Genomic DNA, 19,568 nt, shown 5'->3' with positions numbered 1-19,568 from the left:
TTAGGCAAACGCCGCCACCGGAGGACATGAGCAGACCAGATTGCGGTCGCCGTAGGCACCGTCGATCCGGCGTACCGGCGGCCAGACCTTGGGCCGGAACCCGGCGCCCAGCGGATAGGCGGCCTCTTCCCGGGTGTACGGGTGGTCCCAGTCGGCCACCAGCAGGCACTCGGCGGTATGCGGCGCGCCCCGCAACGGATTATCGTCCACCGGCCACTGGCCGGCCCCGACTCGGTCGATCTCGGCGCGGATGCTGACCATGGCTTCGCAGAATGCGTCGACCTCGGCCAGGCTCTCGCTCTCGGTCGGCTCCACCATCAGCGTTCCGGCCACCGGGAAGCTCATCGTCGGTGCGTGGAAACCATAGTCCGCCAACCGTTTTGCGACGTCATCGACGGTGACTCCGGTTGTCTTGGTGATGCCGCGCAGGTCCAGGATGCACTCGTGGGCGACCATGCCGTTCTCCCCGGTGTAGAGCACCGGGAAATACTCGTCGAGGCGCCGAGCGATGTAGTTGGCCGACGCGATCGCGTTCAGCGATGCCGCCCGTAGGCCGTCGGCACCCATCATCCGGATGTATGCCCAGGTGATCGGCAGAATCGACGCGGAGCCGTACGGGGCCGAGGATACCGGGTGCCCGGGTGGCAGGTCGGGCGCCAGCGGGTGACCAGGTAGGAACGGCGCCAGATGTGAGCGCACCGCGACCGGCCCGACCCCCGGCCCGCCGCCGCCGTGCGGGATGCAGAACGTCTTGTGCAGGTTCAGATGGCTGACGTCACCGCCGAACTTACCCGGCCGGGCCAGGCCGACCAGCGCATTGAGATTCGCCCCATCGACATACACCTGGCCGCCGGCGTCGTGCACCGCCGCACAGATGTCGGCGATGTCGTGCTCATAGACGCCGTGCGTGGACGGGTAGGTGATCATCAGGGCCGACAACCGGTCCGCATGCTCGCTCACCTTGGCGCGCAGATCGTCGAGGTCGACGTCGCCGGCCCGACTAGCCTCGTCGTGGCATCGGACAACGACGACCTTCATTCCGGCCAGCGCGGCCGAGGCGGCGTTGGTGCCGTGCGCGCTGGACGGAATCAGGCAGATGTCGCGGTGCGACTCGCCGCGGCTGGCATGGTAGTCGTGGATCGCCAGCAGACCGGCGTACTCCCCCTGCGAACCCGCGTTGGGCTGCAGGGAGACCGAGTCGTAGCCGGTGATCGCCACCAGCCAGCTCTCCAGGTCGGCGATGAGCCGACGTAACCCGGGTGTGTCCGATGCCGGCGCAAAGGGATGCTGGCGGCCGAACTCCGGCCAGGTGATCGACTCCATCTCCGCGGCGGCATTGAGCTTCATCGTGCATGAGCCGAGCGGAATCATGCTGCGGTCCAAGGCGATATCTTTGTCCGCCAGCGTGCGCAGGTAGCGCATCATCGCGGTTTCGGTGTGGTATTGCGTGAACGCCGAGTGGGTCAGGAACTCCGAGGTGCGGTTGGCGATCTCCGCGCACACCGACTCGGCAGGCTCCACCCCGAAGGCCTGCAGCACCGCGGCCACCTGCTCGTTGGTGGTGGTTTCGTCGCAGGCCACCGACACGTGATCGGCGTCGACGCGCCACACGTTGATGCCGTTGGCCTTGGCCGCGGCCAGCACTTGGTCGGCACGTCCGGGCACTCGCGCCAGCACGGTGTCGAAAAACCGGTCGTGCACCAGCGCATCGCCGAGCGCAGCAGCGATGGTTTCGGCATGGGCATGCACCCGCCGCGCGATGGCGGTCAGCCCCGCGGCGCCGTGGTAGCTGGCGTACATCGCGGCCATCACCGCCAGCAGCACTTGCGCGGTGCAGATATTGCTGGTCGCCTTGTCGCGGCGGATGTGCTGCTCGCGGGTTTGCAGCGCCAGCCGATAGGCCGGGTTACCGTCACCGTCGACGGACACCCCGACCAGCCGTCCGGGCAACTGCCGGGCATGCGTGGCGTGCACGGATAGATATCCCGCATGCGGACCGCCGAATCCCATTGGCACCCCGAAACGTTGGGTGGTCCCGAACGCGACGTCGGCGCCGATCTCACCAGGTGGGGTGATCAGCGTCAGCGCCAACAGGTCGGCGCCGATAGCCACTAGCGCGCCACGGTCGTGGGCCTGCTCCACCAGAGCGGTCCAGTCGGTGATTCGGCCGCTGGCCCCGGGTAGCTGGGCGATAACGCCGAACAACTCCCCCTCTGGAAGACCGTCGCGCAGATCGGCGGTGACGATCTCGATGCCCAACGGCTTGGCGCGGGTGGCCAAAACCGCGGCGGTTTGAGTAAACACGTCAATGTCGACCGCCAGCCGGTTCGACCGGCTGCGGGTGGCGCGGTGCATCAGCGCCATGGCTTCGGCGGCGGCGGTGCCCTCGTCGAGCATCGACGCGTTGGCGATCTCGAGGCCGGTGAGGTCGGTAATCATCGTCTGGAAATTGAGCAGCGCTTCCAGGCGCCCCTGACTGATCTCGGGTTGGTAGGGCGTGTAAGCCGTATACCAGGCCGGGTTCTCCATGATGTTGCGCAGCAGCACGGGCGGGGTGAACGTGTCGTAGTAGCCCTGCCCGATCATCGACACCGCGACGGTGTTGGCGTCGGCCAGTGCCCGCAACTCGGCCAGCGCCTCGGCCTCGCTAGCGGCCGGCGGCAGCCGGTCCAGGCCCGGTGCGGTGCCGACTTCGGTGAGGGCGTCGAGGATGCCGGCGGGAACCGCCTTGGCCGCCAACTCGTCGAGCGTGTCGACACCGATGATCGACAACATCGTCGCGACGGCGTCGCGGTCCAGTCCGATGTGGCGGTCTGCGAACGTTGAATGGTCGGACACGGTGCACTCCTGAAGGGCAAGGGACTAGCGGCCCTCTCCCTCTGTCTTCACCCGTGCACCAGGCGCCTGAGAGATTCGGCGCCATCGTTGCAGGCACCTTTCCCCATCGGCGGGCAAGGACCCGTGGGTCGTCACCGCTTTCCAGAGGCATCGTTGTCCGGCGCGGTCCGGGTGCCTGAGAGGTTGACGGAGAGGTGTTGCTCCTTCGGCGTCCGTAGCTGGCGGCCACGGAACTCTCCCGCGCAAGAGCGATGCGGAATCCAGTTTACTCGGCTAGCCGATCACTGCCGCGACAGCGCATACCCGGCCGCGGTTAGCCGATCTTGCGATCGCGCTGCTTGCGGCGCGAAGCCAGCTCGTCTTCCGGGGCGGCAATGGATTCACCGCCGTCGGCGCGCTCACCGTGAAATTCGGCGATGACGCCGGTCAGCTCCCGCATCGCGCCCGAGACGGCGATGCCGAACACACCCTGGCCGCCCTGGAGAAGGTCGACGACTTCCTCGGCGGAGGTGCATTCGTACACCGTCGTGCCGTCGGAGAACAAGGTGATGTTGGCCAGGTCCTGGACGCCGCGCTGGCGCAGGTGGTCGACGGCAACCCGGATGTTGTGCAGCGAGATGCCGGTGTCGAGCAACCGCTTGACGATCTTGAGAACGAGAATGTCCTTGAACGAATAGAGCCGCTGGCTTCCCGATCCTGCCGCGCTGCGGATCGAGGGGACAACCAGCGACGTGCGCGCCCAATAGTCGAGTTGACGGTAGGTGATGCCGGCGATTTGACAGGCACTCGGTCCGCGGTAGCCGACCAGCTCATCGGGCACCGAATCGTCGGGGAACAGCCCCGGCTGGGCGGGTTCGGTCGCGCCGCCGAGAGCACCATGGGCCGCAGTAGTCGCGTGGTCTGCAAGATCGAGCTGTTCTTGACGTGGCCGTTCGCTCACGGTGCTTCCTCTCGCCGATCGCGCTCTTGTCACTAGCTGCGTCATTGGCTGCCCCGGCAACCATGTTTGCTCAGGTCCGAGTGCTTGTGAGCATACGCTGTTGGACTGTTTCGGTGCGCCAGTTGATCATCAAGTCGTCATCAAAGTATCGCTGTTGCCTGACCCGCAGGGCGCCATCCGCCAGGCGTGTCGAGCCCGCATCGCGTGAGATGAGACGCATCCGTGATGTAGCCGACTCAACCGCGAGGTGGTCGCTGCTGTGCATTGCCGCCGCGTCAGATCGCATTGCCCGACGGTCTCCGCCACGGGTGAGGCGTCGCCTGCCCGCCGGAGAGTGGCCGGCCACACCCACGGGTGCGCGCATTGCCGACAAGCTAGGTGGCCTTGAAATCGTCGGGTGACACGCTGTCGAGAAACTCTTTGAACTTCTCCACCTCGTCCTCGCGGACCGCACTACCGGCTTCTTCGTCGCTCTCGTCGGGGATCAGCAGCCCGGCCTGGGCCAGCACGGCCTCCTCGACGTAAATCGGAACTCCGACGCGCAGCGCGATCGCCACCGAGTCGGAAGGACGAGCCGACACCTTGATATCGCGGTCGAAGATCAGATCGGCGTAAAACGTGCCTTCGTGCAGATCGACGATGCGCACTTCCTTGAGCGAATGCCCAAGTGCAGCAATGACATCCCGGATCAAGTCATGCGTCAGCGGTCGGGGAGGCTCGACGCCTTGCTGCTCGAGCGCAATGGCGGCCGCCTCCGATTGGCCGATCCAGATCGGCAGATAGCGGTCACCGTTGGCCTCGCGCAGTAACAGCACCGGCTGGTTTTGCGGTTGCTCGACGCGAATGCCGACAACGCGAACTTCACCCATCTGTGTCTGCCCTCCGCCATGCCGCCGTTTCCGTTCAGCGCGGCGACGCGGTGAGTACGCTCCTTGCCGCGTCGTCGAATACACGCTGTCGAGGAAAGTCTAATCCTCAGCGATGCAGAACGTCGCGTACCGCGGAGTTGATCAACGAGGTGTGCAAAGTAATCGCAAGCGCCGCGACCTCTCGGGCCAAGTCGTCAGCGCGGTCCCGGGCTCCGGCCTTGTCCGCCTTGACCAACGGGCCGGCGATCTGGGCGATCAGGTCGGACTGACGATCGGCCGCGGAGCGAAACGCGCGCAGGTGCCTCGGCTCCACACCGTAGTCGGCGAGTGCGCGCGCACATTGCAGGATGACGACCGCGTGCTCGTCGAAGAAGCCGCCCGGGCCGGTCTTGATCACTCCTGCTTTCAGGAGAGCAGTCAGCAAGTCGTCGTCGACTCCGGAGCGGTGCAGGAGGTCTTCCCGGCTGAGTCGAATGCGGGTCGGCGACACCGCCGCCGCGCCCGACCCCGTGCTGGCGTCTCCGTCGTCGCTTACCGGGATCAATCGCGGTATGCCATAAGGGGATCCGAACGGTGGCAGCTCACCGTCGGGCTGAGCGTCTAACTGCGCCCTGATCACCTTGAGCGGCAGGTAATGATCCCGCTGAGCGGTGAGGATGAATCGCAGCCGCGCACAGTCGTACGCGGTGAACCTCCGGTAACCCGATGCGGCGCGCTGCGGCGTCACCAGCCCCTCGGCCTCCAGAAACCGAATCTTGGAGATCGTGACATCGGGAAAATCCGGTCGCAGCAGCTCCAGGACTGCGCCAATCGACATCCCGGCCAGGGCGGGGCTATCCGGTGCGCTCACCGGGTTCCGGCGCCCCCGTCGTCGTCACCTTGCTTGGGTCCGGTCAAGAAAACCAAGCGGAATTTTCCGATCTGAACCTCGTCGCCGTTTGCCAGCACAGCCGAGTCCACCGGCTCACGGTTGACGTACGTGCCGTTCAGGCTTCCGACGTCGACGACGCTGAACTCGTTGCCTTCCAACCGGAATTCGGCGTGGCGACGACTCACCGTGACATCATCGAGAAAGATGTCGCTGTCGGGATGCCGGCCGGCGGATGTGACGGGCTGATCGAGCAGAAAGCGCGACCCTGCATTGGGTCCCCGTTTGACGACCAGCAACGCCGAGCCCGCCGGAAGGCCTTCCACCCCGGATACCGCGCTCTCGGTTCCCGCCTGTGCGGGAGCTTCCAGTTCGCTGAGGAAGTCGGCGCGGAAGACTGAGGTGGTCTCCACGGTGACTTCGTCCGATGTCTGGTCCTGCTCTCGTTCTGCGTCCATGTCCGTCACCCGCTGCTCCTCACTGGCCGCTGTGGCGTTGTTCGACCGGGCCGATCGGCCGGTGCCTCCCTCGGATTTACCGCCTGTATTACCTTTACTGCTTCCGGTACTGCTTCTGGTACTGCTTCACGTGCCTGCCAACGGCGTCTGACGCTGATGTCTCGACCGTACCCCGCATGTGTCGACCTCGGGGCGGCGACGTGCTCACCACTGCAGGATCGTAAGCCCCACACCGCGCCTTCTCCTAGCCTTCTCGGAGGCCTTCGCTGAAGCCTTCGCTGAGGCCCATAGCCCGGTCCGCATTGTGGCCGCACCCGCCGGCACGGACCTTAGCAAGTCATTCGGTTATGGTGCCGCGGTAGGCCTCGGCGTCGAGCAGGGCCGCCACGGCTGCTTCCGCGGCAGCTGGGCTTTCGACCTCAAGGTCCAGCAGCCAGCCGTCGCCGTACGGGTCTGAGTTCACCAATTGCGGTGTGCCTTCCAGATCGCTGTTGACCACAGCGACCTTGCCGGATACCGGCGCGTACAGATCCGACACTGATTTCGTCGATTCCACCTCGCCGAAGGATTCCCCCGCGGTCACCTCATCGCCCACGGCCGGCAATTGAACGAAGACAACGTCGCCCAGCGCGGACTGCGCGAAATCGGTGATCCCGACCCGCACGGTGGCGTCCGCGGTGCGGCGCACCCACTCGTGTTCGGCGGTGTAGTGCAGATCGGGCGGGATATCGCTCACGGTAATCCTGTTCTGGTCGGGGCTTATTTGACGGGCTGAGCGTATTGGTGCGGTTTCGGTTGTCGCAAGGCGGTCACATCCACCCGGTCGGACTGTTGCACCGACATCCGCCCGCCGACGCGTTTGATGCTGTCCACCGCACCACCGGGAATGTTCATCGCCGCGGCCAAGGTCGGTGGATCGCCAATCGCCAGAACCGAATAGGGCGGAGACAGCGCTTTGGTGTCGATGGTCAGCGCGCCCGGGGAACCGACCACCCAGGTGTCGACTCCGACCCGCACCGACTCGTGTGCGTCGCTGATCTGGATCGCCTCCGCTCCGGCAGCACGCAACTCGTTGATCACGTCGAGCATTGCGTCCGGGGCCACTCCGGGACCGGGATCTTCGATGCGCACCGTGACGCCGGGTCCGGTGGCGCCCACCGCGCCCACCAGGATCGACAGCGCCGCCAATCTGGCTTGCGCGCTTTCGATGGCGGCCTGGTCGTTGTTGCCGGAGGCCTGCAACGCGTTGAGGGTGTTCTGCAGGTCGGCCACCTCGGTGTTGAGGGTGGCCTCACGCTGCCGCAACGAATCGAGCAGCACCAACAGGTCCGCGGGGCGAGCGGTGTCGAGCGAATCACCGGATTCGGTCTGGCGGACCTGAGTGACGATGGCGACCCCGAGCACCAGACACAGCAAAATCGCCAACGCCCCGAACAGCGTTCGGGAACGGCTGCCTCGCAACATCGCGGACAGTCCCGTCCGGCGCACCGGCCCGATCTCGGGGCGAGGACGGTCGGCGGGCAGTTCGTGACGACCGCGCCGCGCCGCTTCGTGGGCGTTGCGCTCGGTCTTGGAATGGCCGTGGCTGGTTGGTGCGCAGCGGCTTTCGCCGCCGGTGCTGTCAGGAGGGCCCTGGCTCACGCTGACCTCATCTCCGTCAGGCTCCGAAGAGCCGGCGCCGCAGCGCGGCGGTATTGCCGAAGATGCGGATTCCCAGTACCACGATTATCGCCGTGGACAATTGCGTACCAACGCCCAATTGATCACCCACATAGACGATCAATGCGGCCACCAGGACGTTGAACACGAACGACACCACGAAGACCTTCGGATCGAAGATCCGCTCGAGGTAGGCGCGCAAGCCGCCGAACACGGCGTCGAGCGCGGCGACCACCGCGATCGGCAGGTACGGCTGGATCACCTCGGGCACGCTCGGGTGGAAAACCAATCCCAGCACGATGCCAAGGGCAAGGGCCGCGATACCGATCATGCCCGCCGCAGCCCCGTCCATGTCGCTCCCGGGGCAACCACTTTCACCGAAGTTCTTCTCACTAGGGCCCAATCTGTTTGGCGAACTTGACGTCCCGGATAGCGCCGGCCGGCAGCGCCAGACCGTCGGCGGCGTTGACGCTGACGCCGACGCCGTAGGAGACCTCCAGTAGCCGAAGGCGGTGCAGGCCGGGACTGCGGTCGAAGGCATCTTGCATCGCGTGCGGTGGTCCAACCGCGAGGATGGTGTAGGGGCTGGTGGTGGGATTGTTGTCGACGAGGATCGCTCCCCCGGCCTGGCGAATGGTCACATTCGGCCCGATCCGGGCGCCGTCGACCGAGATTGCCTCCGCGTCACTGGCCCACAAGGAGTTGACCACCAGCTGCAGGTCGCGGTCCAGGATGATTTGCTGGCTGCCGTTCACCCGCTGTTTGGAGGCATCCGAGAGATTCGGCCCCACTCCCGGATCGGTCACGGTCACCGTCAGCCCCGGACCGATGACCGGTGTGCTGGCCGCCGCCAGGCTGAGGGCATCCAGACGGGTGAGCAGTCGCTGCCCCTCGGCGTCGTCGGCCAGCGCCAGCCGTTGCACGTCGTCGACCTTCGCCGAGAGCACGCTGCGCTGTTGGGCCAACCTGGAAGCAGCGGCCTGGGTTGACCGCACACTTGCGACAAGCAGCTGCTGGGCCGCGCGCACCCCAGGCGCAACGGAGCGCGCCTGCGCCACCGCGGCCGCGAATACCGCTGCGACCAGTGTCGCGGCCAAAGCCTGCCATAGCCAGCCGAAAGCGCGGGCACGACCATCTTTGGGCGCCGCCGCGGAGCCGTCCCGTTTGGCGGCTGCCGCAGCGTAGCCGGGGTCGAGATGTTCGGACAGCAGCGCGCGAAGCAGCGACGGTACCGGGTTGTGCTTGGGCCGCCCCGCCGCATGCGCGCTGTAGCCGGCATTGGGGTCATAACCGCCCAGCAGTCGGTCAGCTTCGGCCATAGTCGCCCGCTTTTCGCGCGACCGGCTGATATGCCCGGTGCTTGAGCTTGGGCATCCGCCGAACCACCATCGTCATCTGTACTACGTACAACACGAACGCCCACAGGTACGCATACATACCCCAGATCAGAAACGCCCAGCCGCAGGCGCCGAGGACGCGGCTCCATAACGCGTTCCACTGCCCCAAGAGCAGTATCGGAAAGCCGGCCATCAGGGCGAAAGTCGCTGCCTTGCCGATGTAGGTGACCGGCAGGGCCGACAGTCCGCGGCTCCACAGCAGCGGCAGCGTCGCAGCCAGCGCGGCGTCACGCGCCAGCAGCGTGAGCACAAACCACCACGGCACGGTCCCGCTCAGCGCCAACACGATGGGTACGGTCACCATGTAAAGCCGGTCGACGGCCGGGTCCAGCAGTACGCCCAGCCGCGACGACTGGTTGAGCAGCCGGGCGATCTTGCCGTCTGCCCAATCGGAGGCGCCGCTGAACACCAGAATCGCCACTGCCCAGCCATGGATGTGGGCAATCAGCATGACGTAGACGAACACCGGAATCAGCGCCAGGCGGATGGCGCTCAGCACGTTAGGTACCGTCAGCACCCGATTGTGGGTGAGTACCGGCTCCATGAGCCGTGACCTTAGCCCGGCGACGATCCGGTCCGCACGGCGGACCGGTGGCATAGCCGCGAGCGTAACGCTGTGGCGATTTCCGGCACCGCTTTTCACATTGGCGTTACAGTCGTCGGCTCAAGCCTGACAGGCTCAGCGGAACACGCCCGGCAGGCTCAGCGTGGACAACGTGTCGTCGGACAGTGGGTTGTCGTTGACCATGTACGTCCATGTCGACGTCGGCCGCGCCAGCTTGGACAGATCCAGGCCGGGTTCTTCTTCGAGAACATTGGCCGTTTCGAAGGTCTGCTGCGCCGCCTCGATCGCATCGGCGGCCAGCGACGCGAACGCATCCACCGCCAACCGGTGGAACTCGTCGAGCGGGTTCTGGCGACCCAGCGCTCGCAGGTGGATGCTCTCCCGAATGTCGGCCAGATAAGCCAGGTGATCGGCCCAGCCGCGGTCCAGGTGGTACAGCATGATCAGCCGGCAGATCTTCTCGAGGCGCTCTTCGGACTCGTGCTCGGACATCGGCTGAGCCAGCTCCTGGTACCTCTCGGGCGCCAGTTCGGCCAGTTCCTCGCGCGCGGTCGCGGTGCGCAGCAAGGTGTTTCGTCGTTCGACGATGATGGCGCGTTGTTGGGCGATCAACTGGTTGTAGCGCCAGGTGTTCGCATGCACGTCCAGCAACCGGCCCTCGGCGACGCGCTGGGCATGGTCGAGCAAGCTACCGGTCTTGGGACTGACGATTCGGCCGTCCTCGTCGGTTTCCATCGGCAATTTGTTGGTGTCGAGGTTGGCGGCGACGACGTCGTCTTCCCAGCTCGAGAAGAACACCGACGACCCCGGGTCACCCTGGCGTCCGGCCCGCCCGCGCAACTGGTTATCCAACCGCTGGGTGTGATGGCGGCCGGTGCCGACAACATGCAGGCCACCCAGTTCGGCGACCCGGTCATGGTCGGCTTCGTCGGATCCGCCAAGCCGAATGTCGGTGCCGCGTCCGGCCATCTGTGTGGACACGGTGACCGCACCGAATTTGCCGGCCTCAGCGATGACCTGCGCCTCCTCGGCGTCGTTTTTCGCGTTGAGCACCACCGCGGGAACGCCGCGCCGCAGCAGCCTTTCGTGCAGCTCCTCGGATTCGGCAACGTCATGCGTGCCGACCAGCACCGGTTGCCCGGAGTCGTGTACTTCGGCGATATGCGCGACGATCGCGTCGTTCTTGGCCGCCGCGGTGATGTAAACCCGGTCGTCCTCGTCTTCTCGGATGTTCGGGGTGTTCGGTGGTATCGGCGACACACCGAGCTTGTAGAACTGGCGCAGCTGTTCACCGGCGGCCAACGCGGTACCGGTCATACCGCATACCGTGGCGTAGCGGTTGATCAGCGCCTGGACCGTGATGGTGTCGAGCACCTCGCCGGTTTCGGTGGTCTCGATGCCCTCCTTGGCTTCGACGGCGGCCTGCAGCCCGTCCGGCCAGCGCTGCAGTTGTGCGATGCGCCCGCGCGAGGAATTAATCAGATGTACTGCATCATCCCGGACGATGTAGTGGACATCGCGCTGCAACAGCACATGCGCGTGCAGGGCGACGTTGACCTCGGTCAGCGTGGTGCCCACATGTTCCTCGGAGTACAGGTCGATGCCACCGAGTGCCTTCTCGACTTTGCGAGCGCCGGTGTCGGTCAGGTGCACGTTGCGGCTGTCGGAGTCGGTCTCATAGTCGGTGCCGGGGACCAACTCGGCAATCAGGCGGATGATTTCCAGCCGCGGCGTTTCGCGGTGGGTGGTCCCGGCCAGAACCAAGGGCACCAGCGCTTCATCGACGAGCACCGAGTCGGCCTCGTCGATGAGGGCCACGTCCGGATTGGGCGACACCAGGTCTTCCACGTCGGTGACCAGCTGGTCGCGCAGCACATCGAAACCGATCTCGTTGACCGAGGCATAGGTGACGTCACACCCGTATGCCGCCTTGCGGTCCTGGCTGGTCGAGTCCGCGGTGATCCATCCGACGGTCAGGCCCAACGCCTCCAATAACGGGCCCATCCATTCCGCGTCGCGGCGGGCCAAGTAATCGTTAATGGTCACGACGTGGACATGCCGGCCGGCGAGTGCATAGCCGGCGGCCGCGATTGCGCCGGCAAGCGTCTTGCCCTCACCGGTCGCCATTTCGATCACGTCACCGGCGAGCATGCGCAGTGCACCCAGCAATTGCACGTCGAACGGGCGCAGGCCGGTCGCCCGCTCGGCTGCTTCCCGGGCGATGGCCAGAAACTGAGGGATGTCGGCGGAGTCCGCGAGATCGTCGAGGTTGAGCAGCCCGGCCGCGCGGCGCAGCTTTTCGTCGGTGAGGTCGGCAGCTTCTTCGTCGTACTCTGCCGAAGCGGTCACCTGGGACAGGGACCGGTTTCGATTCTTTTCCGTACTGGCGCCGAGAAGTCGCCAAAATCGGCTGCTCAGGCGGCCTGGCTCAGCGCGTGTGGTCTTGGGCACACGTCAACGGTACGTGACCCTCCGGCCGATGCGAGCGCACGTGGTCACCGGCGACGCGCGCAGCCTCGGCAGACCGGATCTTTGCGCATCAGGCCAAGTTCGACCGCCGCGGGTACGCGACAGTCGGGTCGGTCAGCACGTTGACGACCGACGGCAGACCACTGGCGAAGGCCCGCTGCAGCGCCGGGCGCAGCTCGGCGGGCGACGACACCAGTTCACCGTGCGCACCCAGGGCGCGCGCCACCTCGTCGTACCGAGTTCCCGGGCGCAGCTCGGCCACCACCGAGTAGCCGTACAGCGCCTCCATCGGGTGCTTCTCCAAACCCCAGATGCCGTTATTGCCGACTATCGACACGACCGGCACATCGTGCCGAACCAGGGTGTCCCACTCCATGCCGCTGAACCCGAACGCGCCGTCACCTTGCAGCAACACCACTTGACGCTGCGGTCGGGCCAGTTTTGCGGCCAAGGCGTAACCGGGCCCCGAACCCAGACAGCCGAAGGGACCGCTGTCCAGCCAGCAACCCGGCTGATAGCTGTCGATCACCCGCCCGGCGTAGGACCCGAAATCGCCGGCGTCTATGACCACGATGGCGTCGCGGTCCAATAGCGGGGCCAACTCGGCGTACACCCGCATCGGATGCAGTGGGATCCGTTCCTCGGCGAGCTCGACTTTTTCCGCGTCGCGGGCCGCGGTCTCGGCGGCCCGAAGCTCGTCGATCCAGTCCCGGTGGTCGGCGCCGCCGGGTCCGGTCAGCGCCGACAGGGTCGCGCTCAGATCCCCGTAGAGGCCGGCCGCAACCGCGCGCGGATGACCGCTTTCCGGTTCGGCGCGGTCGGCGACGACGAGCTGGGTCTGCGACCCGAACACCCCGCCGAATCCCAGGCGGAAATCCATGGGCACACCGACAATCAGCGCAACGTCGGCCTGCCCCAACGCTGTCGAACGTACCCGGGAAAAAGCCAGCGGGTGGTCGGCGGGCACAGCGCCACGGGCCATCCCATTCATCAGCACCGGAATCCGGCGCTCCTCGGCAAGACGTAGCAGCGCCGCCTCCGCGTGTCCCCACCAGACGTTGGTGCCCGCCATGATGACCGGACGTCGGGCCGCCGAGAGCAGGCCGGCTGCCCGGTCCAGGGCGTCACCGTCAGGGCTTGGGTCCGTAGGCAAGCCCGTCAGTGCTCCGGGACGACCGTCGTCGTCGGACATGGAGAACACGTGGTCCATCGGAAAATCCACGAAAGCCACCCCCGACGGGGCTCCAACCGAGGCCTGCAGTGCGTTGTCGACCAGCCGGCCAGCGTCTTCGGCTGACTGTGCGGTGGCGGCGAAGCGGGCCAGCGGCGCGACAAAAGGTACGTGGTCGATCTCCTGCAAAGAGCCCATCCCCCATCGCAATGCCGGCGCCCGACCACCGAGAACCACCAGAGGCGACTGGTTCTGCTGGGCGGCAGCCATCGCGCTCATCCCGTTGGTGACGCCCGGACCCGCGGTGAGTGCGGCCACCCCTGGCACCCTGGTCACCTTGGACCAGCCCTCGGCGGCGAAGGCGGCACTTTGCTCATGGCGGGTGTCGATCAGCCGGATGCCTTCCTCGCGGCAGCCGTCGTAGACCGAAAACAGGTGTCCGCCCGACAGCGTGAAAACCGTGTCGATACCGCTGGCTTTGAGCCGACGCGCTATCAGCCGTCCGGCATGCATGGTCTGGGGAGCGGCGTCGGTGCTCATATCCGTCATATTTCGAAAGCCTATCTGCATCCTTCCGGTACCTTCGCCGAAGGATTTCTGTTCAGCAGCCGCCTGAACACCTCGTCCGTGAGGAGCATCGACCTTGGGCCCGAAGCCGTTTACTCCCTCGATCGACTGGTCGGGGGCTTTTGTGGATTCGCTGTACTGGATCGGCAAAGCCTGGGCGATCAGTGCCGTCTGTGTCCTGGTCGTGCTGGTTCTGCTCAGGTTCCTGACGCCCTGGGGGCGACAGTACTGGCGGATCACCCGTGAGTACTTTGTCGGACCCAGGAGCATTTGGGTCTGGCTGATGCTGGGTGTGCTGTTGCTGTCGGTGGTATTGGCCGTGCGCCTGAATGTGCTGTTCAGCTACCAGGGCAACGACATGTACACCGCCTTGCAGAAAGCGTTCCAAGGTGCCGCCGCCGGCGATGAGGCGGTGAAACGCTCAGGCGTGCACGGGTTTTGGATGTCAATCGGGGTTTTCAGCGTCATGGCCGTGATACACGTGGTCCGGGTGATGGCCGACATCTATCTGACGCAGCGCTTCATCATCGCCTGGAGGGTGTGGCTGACCGATCATCTGACCAGGGACTGGCTTGACGGCAGGGCGTACTACCGGGACCTGTTCATCGACGAGACAATCGACAACCCGGACCAGCGTATCCAGCAGGACATCGACATCTTCACCGCCGGAGTGGGTGGCACGCCCAACGCGCCGTCCAACGGGACGGGTAGCACACTGCTTTTCGGGGCTGTGCAATCGATTATCTCGGTGATTTCCTTCACCGCGATCCTGTGGAACCTCTCCGGAACTCTGAATCTGTGGGGTGTCTCCTTCCACCGGGCAATGTTTTGGACCGTTCTGGGTTATGTGCTCGTTGCCACGATCATTTCCTTTGTCATCGGGCGTCCACTGATCTGGCTCAGCTTCCGCAACGAAAAGCTCAACGCCGCTTTCCGGTACGCGCTGGTGCGCCTGCGAGACGCCGCCGAAGCCGTGGGCTTCTACCGCGGTGAGCGGGTCGAGGGCGCGCAATTGCAGCAGCGGTTCAGGCCGGTGATCGACAACTACCGTCGATACGTTCGCCGCAGCATCGCTTTCAACGGATGGAACCTGTCGGTGAGTCAGACGATCGTTCCGTTGCCGTGGGTGATCCAGGCACCGCGATTGTTCGCTGGGCAAATCGAATTCGGCGACGTGAGTCAGACGGCCACCGCGTTCGGCAATATTCACGACTCGTTGTCGTTCTTCCGCAACAACTACGACGCGTTCGCCTCCTTCCGCGCGGCGATCATCCGGTTGTACGGCCTGGTTGACGCCAACGAGAAGGGCCGCGCGCTGCCTGCGGTGCTGACCCGGCCAAGTGACGACGAGTCCGTTGAGCTCAACGAGATCGAAGTTCGCACGCCCGCCGGAGATCGGCTGATCGATCCGCTCGATGTGCGCCTGGACCGTGGCGATTCGCTGGTGATCACCGGCCGTTCCGGGTCCGGCAAGACCTCGTTGCTGCGCAGCCTGGCCGAACTGTGGCCGTACGCCTCGGGGACACTGCGCCGTCCGGACGGCGACAACGAAACGATGTTCTTGTCGCAGTTGCCGTATGTGCCGCTGGGCACTCTGCGGGATGTGGTGTGCTACCCGAATCCCCGATTCGTCATCCCCGACGACATCGTGCGCGACACGCTCACCAAGGTGGCCCTCGCGCCGCTATGCGATCGACTGGACGAAGAACGAGACTGGGCCAAGGTGCTCTCCCCCGGCGAGCAACAGCGCGTTGCCTTCGCCCGCATCCTGCTCACCAAACCCAAAGCCGTGTTCCTTGACGAGAGCACATCGGCGCTCGACACGGGTCTGGAATTCGCGCTCTACGAATTGCTCCGGCGCGAGCTGCCGGATTGCATCATCGTCAGCGTCAGCCACCGCCCCGCGCTCGAGCGTCTGCATGACCAACAGCTCGAATTGCTGGGCGGCGGGCCATGGCGGCTGAGCCCGGTGACGAAGGAGCCGTTGCGGGTCTAGGCGCCGGAGCGCACGGCCCCGGCCCGCCGGGCCGCGTGCGCTCCGGCGCGGCGTCCGAAGAACGAGCCCTCGCCCAGCTGCGTGCCACTGGCATAGCCCTTGCCATCCTGGGCGATGTTGGACGCGCAAGCTCCGGCCGCGTACAACCCGGGTATCACCGAGCCGTCTTCGCGCAGCACCTCGCCGTCCACCGACGTGGCCAGCCCACCAAGGGTGAAGCCGGCATACATCGCCTTACCCAGTGACATGTCGAACGCTCCCCACGGCCCTTTGTCTTGTGGCGCAAGGAATTCCGGCTGCTTGTGAAAGTCGGGATCTTCGCCGCGCGCGGCATGGGTGTTGTAGCGGTCCAGGGTCGCCGTCAGGTTGCCTCGCGGAATGCCCAGCGCAGCTTCCATCTCGACGACCGATTCCCAGCCGTCGATCAATGGGACCAGCGGCATCGTGGGACGTTTCAGGTGCGCCTCGTCGACGATCAGATACGCCGCGCTGTCCGGCTGGTCCATGATGAACCCCGCAGTCCGCGAGTGGTAGGAATCCTCGGCGACGAACCGCCGCCCGAGCTTGTTGACGATCACTCCGGTCAGCAGGATGGACGGCGGGTACGGCGGAGCCGTGATGAAAATCTGATCCATGTGCTCGGTGGCACCGCCGGCCGAAACGCCCATCCGGATGCCCAGGCCGTCGTCATAGGTGTTGCCCAGCACGAACGGTTTCTCGGCCAGTTTCGGGGTGTACTTGGCCACCATGTCCGGGTTCATCACGAATCCCCCGGCGGCGATGATCACCGATTTGGCTTTGATCGCCCCCGTTTCGGAGAATCGCTTCCACATCACTCCGGTCACTGCCCCCGAGCCATCCACAATGAGCGCGGTGGCTCCGGTCTCGTAGCGGATTTGCACGCTCAAACTCGCCGCCCGTTTGAGTAGTAGATCGATCACCATGCTGGCGCCGCCGGTGTCGCCGGGTACCGGCACCTTATGACCACGCGGCGCCGGCACCGCCTTCGCGAAGAAGGGCCAGACCTTCTCGTTGCCAGTGAACATCAGCCCTTCGGTGTTGGGCTGGATCACCGCCTTGCCCGGAAAGTAGCTGCGCTCGAACTGAAAGCCCAGGTCTTCCAGCCAGTTGAAATGCTCCACACTGCCGTCGCAGTAAGCCCGGATCTTGGCGTGATCGGGCTGCCGCGACACCGCGACCAGATACTTATACATCTCGTCCGGCGAATCAGGATTACCGGTCGCCTGCTGGACCGCGGTCCCGCCGCCCAGGTAGAAATGCCCGCCGGCAAGCGATGTGGTGCCTCCCGCCGCGGCGGCCCGCTCGAGAACCAGCACCCGCGCGCCCGCGGCAGCCGCCGTCACCGCCGCACAGCCGCCGGCGATGCCGAAGCCGATCACCACCACATCGGCGTCGTCCGACCATGCCGCCACCGAGTCCGCACTGACAGTCGCTGGTAGGTCGGTGCTCACCGTTGCTCCCGTTTGATGTAGTCGTAGAACGCCCTGATCTCCGGCGAGAAATACGCGATCTCCACAAACGGCACCCCGGCCCGCGGTGCCGCCACGTAGGCAAACTGAATCCCGCCGGGCATCACGCCCCGCTGGACCACAGTGGCGCCGTTCTCGGCCGCCTCAACCAGGGCCGCCTCCAGCCGTTCCGGGCTCTCGGCTTCCATGCAGATGTGGTGCAGACCGGGACCAGAGTCCCGCAGAAAGTCACTATAGATATTCTCCCCGCGGACCGGGGAGATGAGCTCTAACTGCATGTCACCCAGGTAGCTCAGTGAGATGCTCGCGACGAAGTCGGCGGGTTTGCCGTAGTAGCTGCAAGTATCGGGAGCAAAGTGCACGTCGGGTATCCGTATCCACTTCCGGGCACCCAACAGGCCGGTAAGCGCCGTTTCCGTGGCATCCAGGTCCGTGGTCACCCATGCGATCTGCATCGGCGACGGAACGGGAAAGTTCATCGTCTCGCAGAATAACTCAGCTTGGCGGGCACCAGAAAGAGCCCGCAGGAACTTTGCCGTCATCGCCGGCAGCTGGCCCGAATGAAGCGGATGAACACGTTCTAATTCTCGGTGACTACCTCAATGCTGAGCCAAGACGTCGACCAGTAGCCGGATCTGACTGTCGAAGACCTGGCGGGGCTCGGTCAGCGTGTCGGCGCCGTACTGTCCGAACACCTCCAGGCTGATCGCACCCACCACAGCGGCCCACAGCAAGAAGCACTTGGCGACCACACGGTCATCGCCGGGAAAGTCGAACTCCCGTCGAAGCCGTTCGAAATCCGACGACATCGGCTGGGAGGCGACGTTATTCGTCAAAACGATGTCGCCGGTGGCAATCGCTGCTGCGATTGCGTCGAAGAACGCTCGGACCACGCGGGTACCGACACCGACGGTGCGTTCTGGTGGCGCCTGATACCCGGGGACGGGGCTGCCGTACAGCAGCGCCCACTGTGCCGGGTGCGCGACGGCCCAACAGCGGACGGCATGGGCGATGGCGATGACGTCGTCGCTCCATGAGTCGAGGCCGGCCTCGGCGCGAGCGCGGTCCACGGTGTCGGCCAGATCGGAGTATGCGTCGACCAGAAGCACCGTCAGGAGCTCGTCGCGGCCGGATACGTACCGATAGACAGCCGAGGAAACCATGCCCAGGTCGCGGGCAATCGCGCGTAGCGATAGCCCCGCTGCGCCGTGATCCACCAGGTGGCGGCGGCCGAGCTCGACGATCTTGGCGTCGATCTGCTCCCGAGCCTCCTGGCGTTTGCCCACGCCGCAATTCTGACATATCCGAGATCACCGCTCTTGCTTTTGCTTCAGGGTTGTGGCAGCGTAACCAGGTCGAGAGCAGTGCTCTCAGGCGCCGCGGCACCGTCGATCCCGGTGTTCGCACTGGGCAAGGCCGATTGTTAGCTGGCAGCTGGGACGCCGAGGTCCTGACGGAGCTGATCAGAGGCCACTTGCCAGGAGACGGCGGCGGGATATTGCCCCCAAATGCTGTTGAAGATTCCGATCAGCTGTCCGGGCCCGTTGCCGATCAAATACACCGGTCCACCAGAATCGCCCTTCTGGCTGGCGACGCCGCCGGTCATGGTGAACCACCCGTTGTTGACGCTGTCGACGGTTCCGCAGGTTTCGCCAGTGCTGATGCCGAAATGGCAAACCGCTTGGCCCGGTTGGGCGACGACGCCGGGTCGCCATGTTAACTGCCGTCCGCCCGGCAGCACGTCGCTCACCCTGACCCCGTCGACCAGCGTAATCGCCTCGTAGTCGTCGATCGACTGGTCGGTAGCCACAGTGGAACCGCTTGGGGTGTTGTCACGGAACGCCCGCAGGTGACCGATGACGTTGTTGTCGCGGTCGCTGACTGCTCCCTCACCCCGGCAGTGACCTGCGCTGAAAGCCATGCGCAGCTTGGTGTCCACATACGCCAGAGTGCAGACGTGAATATCCTGGTGGATTTCCATGCCCGGGAACACCAGCGGCGGCTCCGCGTTGGCGGTCGGGCCCAGCTCACACGCCAGCGCCGCGACAGTAACCGATACCGCGAATGCGCGCAGTGCCAGGCGGCGCACCATGGACTCCATCCTTTCAGGGCCGGCATGCCGACGGAATCTGAAATTACGGCGTACCCGACGGATTGTTTTTCGTCATCGCCGCCGCCTGCGTTACCGTGCCGGGCTAGGCGTGGGCTAGGAACGCGCTGAATAACCTGTCCATTGTTGGTCGTGTCTGACGGCTGTGCGCGGTGTGGCGTGTGATGATGT

Annotated in this window: 17 protein-coding genes and 2 riboswitches; of the genes, 1 reads left to right on the top strand and 16 read right to left on the bottom strand. The window is 65.3% G+C overall.

Annotated elements, in window-relative coordinates:
* The 12 genes from gcvP to AWC07_RS05945 form a co-directional block, all read right to left on the bottom strand.
* Nucleotides 1-2,838, bottom strand: a complete 2,838-nt coding sequence (gene gcvP, locus AWC07_RS06005) for an aminomethyl-transferring glycine dehydrogenase (RefSeq protein WP_036411408.1) — start codon at nt 2,836-2,838, stop codon at nt 1-3.
* A gap of 31 nt (nt 2,839-2,869) precedes the next feature.
* A riboswitch (glycine riboswitch) is annotated at nt 2,870-2,991 on the bottom strand.
* A riboswitch (glycine riboswitch) is annotated at nt 2,992-3,089 on the bottom strand.
* A 62-nt stretch (nt 3,090-3,151) separates the two neighbouring features.
* The gene (locus AWC07_RS06000; RefSeq protein ID WP_036411406.1) at nt 3,152-3,778 is read right to left on the bottom strand and encodes a MerR family transcriptional regulator; all 627 of its coding nucleotides are present in this window, start codon (nt 3,776-3,778) and stop codon (nt 3,152-3,154) included.
* Nucleotides 3,779-4,152: 374 nt separating this feature from the next.
* On the bottom strand, nt 4,153-4,647 hold the full coding sequence (locus AWC07_RS05990) for a bifunctional nuclease family protein (RefSeq protein WP_036411403.1): 495 nt from the start codon (nt 4,645-4,647) through the stop codon (nt 4,153-4,155).
* Between the two features lie 106 nt (nt 4,648-4,753).
* Nucleotides 4,754-5,497 (bottom strand): transcriptional regulator FtsR, encoded by a 744-nt coding sequence (gene ftsR, locus AWC07_RS05985; protein WP_036411402.1) that lies wholly within the window; start codon nt 5,495-5,497, stop codon nt 4,754-4,756.
* Nucleotides 5,494-5,973 (bottom strand): glycogen accumulation regulator GarA, encoded by a 480-nt coding sequence (garA, locus tag AWC07_RS05980; protein ID WP_425271221.1) that lies wholly within the window; start codon nt 5,971-5,973, stop codon nt 5,494-5,496. The genes ftsR and garA overlap by 4 nt, the downstream gene beginning before the upstream one ends.
* 337 nt (nt 5,974-6,310) lie before the next feature.
* Nucleotides 6,311-6,709: a glycine cleavage system protein GcvH gene (gcvH, locus tag AWC07_RS05975; RefSeq protein WP_036412721.1), complete on the bottom strand. Its 399-nt coding sequence runs from the start codon at nt 6,707-6,709 to the stop codon at nt 6,311-6,313.
* 23 nt (nt 6,710-6,732) lie between these two features.
* Complete coding sequence (locus AWC07_RS05970; RefSeq protein WP_425271220.1) at nt 6,733-7,497, bottom strand: DUF881 domain-containing protein; 765 nt, start codon at nt 7,495-7,497, stop codon at nt 6,733-6,735.
* Nucleotides 7,498-7,630: 133 nt separating this feature from the next.
* Complete coding sequence (locus AWC07_RS05965; RefSeq protein ID WP_023364046.1) at nt 7,631-7,963, bottom strand: small basic family protein; 333 nt, start codon at nt 7,961-7,963, stop codon at nt 7,631-7,633.
* 61 nt (nt 7,964-8,024) lie between these two features.
* A complete protein-coding gene (locus AWC07_RS05960) occupies nt 8,025-8,951 on the bottom strand; it encodes a DUF881 domain-containing protein (protein WP_036412724.1) in 927 nt (308 codons plus the stop codon).
* Complete coding sequence (locus AWC07_RS05955; RefSeq protein WP_036412725.1) at nt 8,938-9,573, bottom strand: CDP-alcohol phosphatidyltransferase family protein; 636 nt, start codon at nt 9,571-9,573, stop codon at nt 8,938-8,940. Before AWC07_RS05955 ends, AWC07_RS05960 begins: the two co-directional genes overlap by 14 nt.
* A 135-nt stretch (nt 9,574-9,708) precedes the next feature.
* Complete coding sequence (gene secA2 / locus AWC07_RS05950; protein WP_036412727.1) at nt 9,709-12,045, bottom strand: accessory Sec system translocase SecA2; 2,337 nt, start codon at nt 12,043-12,045, stop codon at nt 9,709-9,711.
* An 88-nt stretch (nt 12,046-12,133) separates the two neighbouring features.
* Nucleotides 12,134-13,774 carry an acetolactate synthase gene (locus AWC07_RS05945; protein ID WP_085104994.1) on the bottom strand — a complete coding sequence of 547 codons (1,641 nt, stop codon included), beginning with the start codon at nt 13,772-13,774 and terminating at the stop codon, nt 12,134-12,136.
* Nucleotides 13,775-13,877: 103 nt separating this feature from the next.
* Between AWC07_RS05945 and bacA the strand changes: the two genes are divergently transcribed.
* Nucleotides 13,878-15,797: a vitamin B12 ABC transporter pemease/ATP-binding protein BacA gene (gene bacA / locus AWC07_RS05940; RefSeq protein ID WP_036418290.1), complete on the top strand. Its 1,920-nt coding sequence runs from the start codon at nt 13,878-13,880 to the stop codon at nt 15,795-15,797.
* Here the strand turns inward: bacA and AWC07_RS05935 are convergent.
* From AWC07_RS05935 to AWC07_RS05920, 4 genes are all read right to left on the bottom strand, one after another.
* Entirely contained in the window at nt 15,794-17,269 is a 1,476-nt protein-coding gene (locus tag AWC07_RS05935; RefSeq protein ID WP_036418291.1) for an FAD-binding protein, read from the bottom strand. The two genes, bacA and AWC07_RS05935, sit on opposite strands and share 4 nt — an antisense overlap.
* Nucleotides 17,266-17,766, bottom strand: a complete 501-nt coding sequence (locus AWC07_RS05930; RefSeq protein ID WP_036418294.1) for a VOC family protein — start codon at nt 17,764-17,766, stop codon at nt 17,266-17,268. The genes AWC07_RS05935 and AWC07_RS05930 overlap by 4 nt, the downstream gene beginning before the upstream one ends.
* 120 nt (nt 17,767-17,886) lie before the next feature.
* Nucleotides 17,887-18,573: a TetR/AcrR family transcriptional regulator gene (locus tag AWC07_RS05925; RefSeq protein WP_208622365.1), complete on the bottom strand. Its 687-nt coding sequence runs from the start codon at nt 18,571-18,573 to the stop codon at nt 17,887-17,889.
* Between the two features lie 137 nt (nt 18,574-18,710).
* Complete coding sequence (locus AWC07_RS05920; protein ID WP_036410104.1) at nt 18,711-19,379, bottom strand: Rv1815 family serine proteinase; 669 nt, start codon at nt 19,377-19,379, stop codon at nt 18,711-18,713.
* Nucleotides 19,380-19,568 lie beyond the last annotated feature (189 nt).

Origin of the sequence: Mycobacterium gastri (assembly GCF_002102175.1) — a bacterium.
Classification (GTDB): domain Bacteria; phylum Actinomycetota; class Actinomycetes; order Mycobacteriales; family Mycobacteriaceae; genus Mycobacterium; species Mycobacterium gastri.
The sequence above is the reverse complement of the archived record's forward strand: the minus strand, read 5'-3'. Positions and strand labels throughout refer to the sequence as shown.

Bases quoted from the DNA above. Each gene is read 5' to 3' on its own strand.
- AWC07_RS05930 (WP_036418294.1), bottom strand. From the start codon at position 17,766: ATGAACTTTCCCGTTCCGTCGCCGATGCAGATCGCATGGGTGACCACG.
- AWC07_RS05990 (WP_036411403.1), bottom strand. From the start codon at position 4,647: ATGGGTGAAGTTCGCGTTGTCGGCATTCGCGTCGAGCAACCGCAAAAC.
- AWC07_RS05965 (WP_023364046.1), bottom strand. From the start codon at position 7,963: ATGATCGGTATCGCGGCCCTTGCCCTTGGCATCGTGCTGGGATTGGTT.
- garA (WP_425271221.1), bottom strand. From the start codon at position 5,973: ATGGACGCAGAACGAGAGCAGGACCAGACATCGGACGAAGTCACCGTG.
- AWC07_RS05955 (WP_036412725.1), bottom strand. From the start codon at position 9,573: ATGGAGCCGGTACTCACCCACAATCGGGTGCTGACGGTACCTAACGTG.
- AWC07_RS05960 (WP_036412724.1), bottom strand. From the start codon at position 8,951: ATGGCCGAAGCTGACCGACTGCTGGGCGGTTATGACCCCAATGCCGGC.
- AWC07_RS05945 (WP_085104994.1), bottom strand. From the start codon at position 13,774: ATGAGCACCGACGCCGCTCCCCAGACCATGCATGCCGGACGGCTGATA.
- AWC07_RS05920 (WP_036410104.1), bottom strand. From the start codon at position 19,379: ATGGTGCGCCGCCTGGCACTGCGCGCATTCGCGGTATCGGTTACTGTC.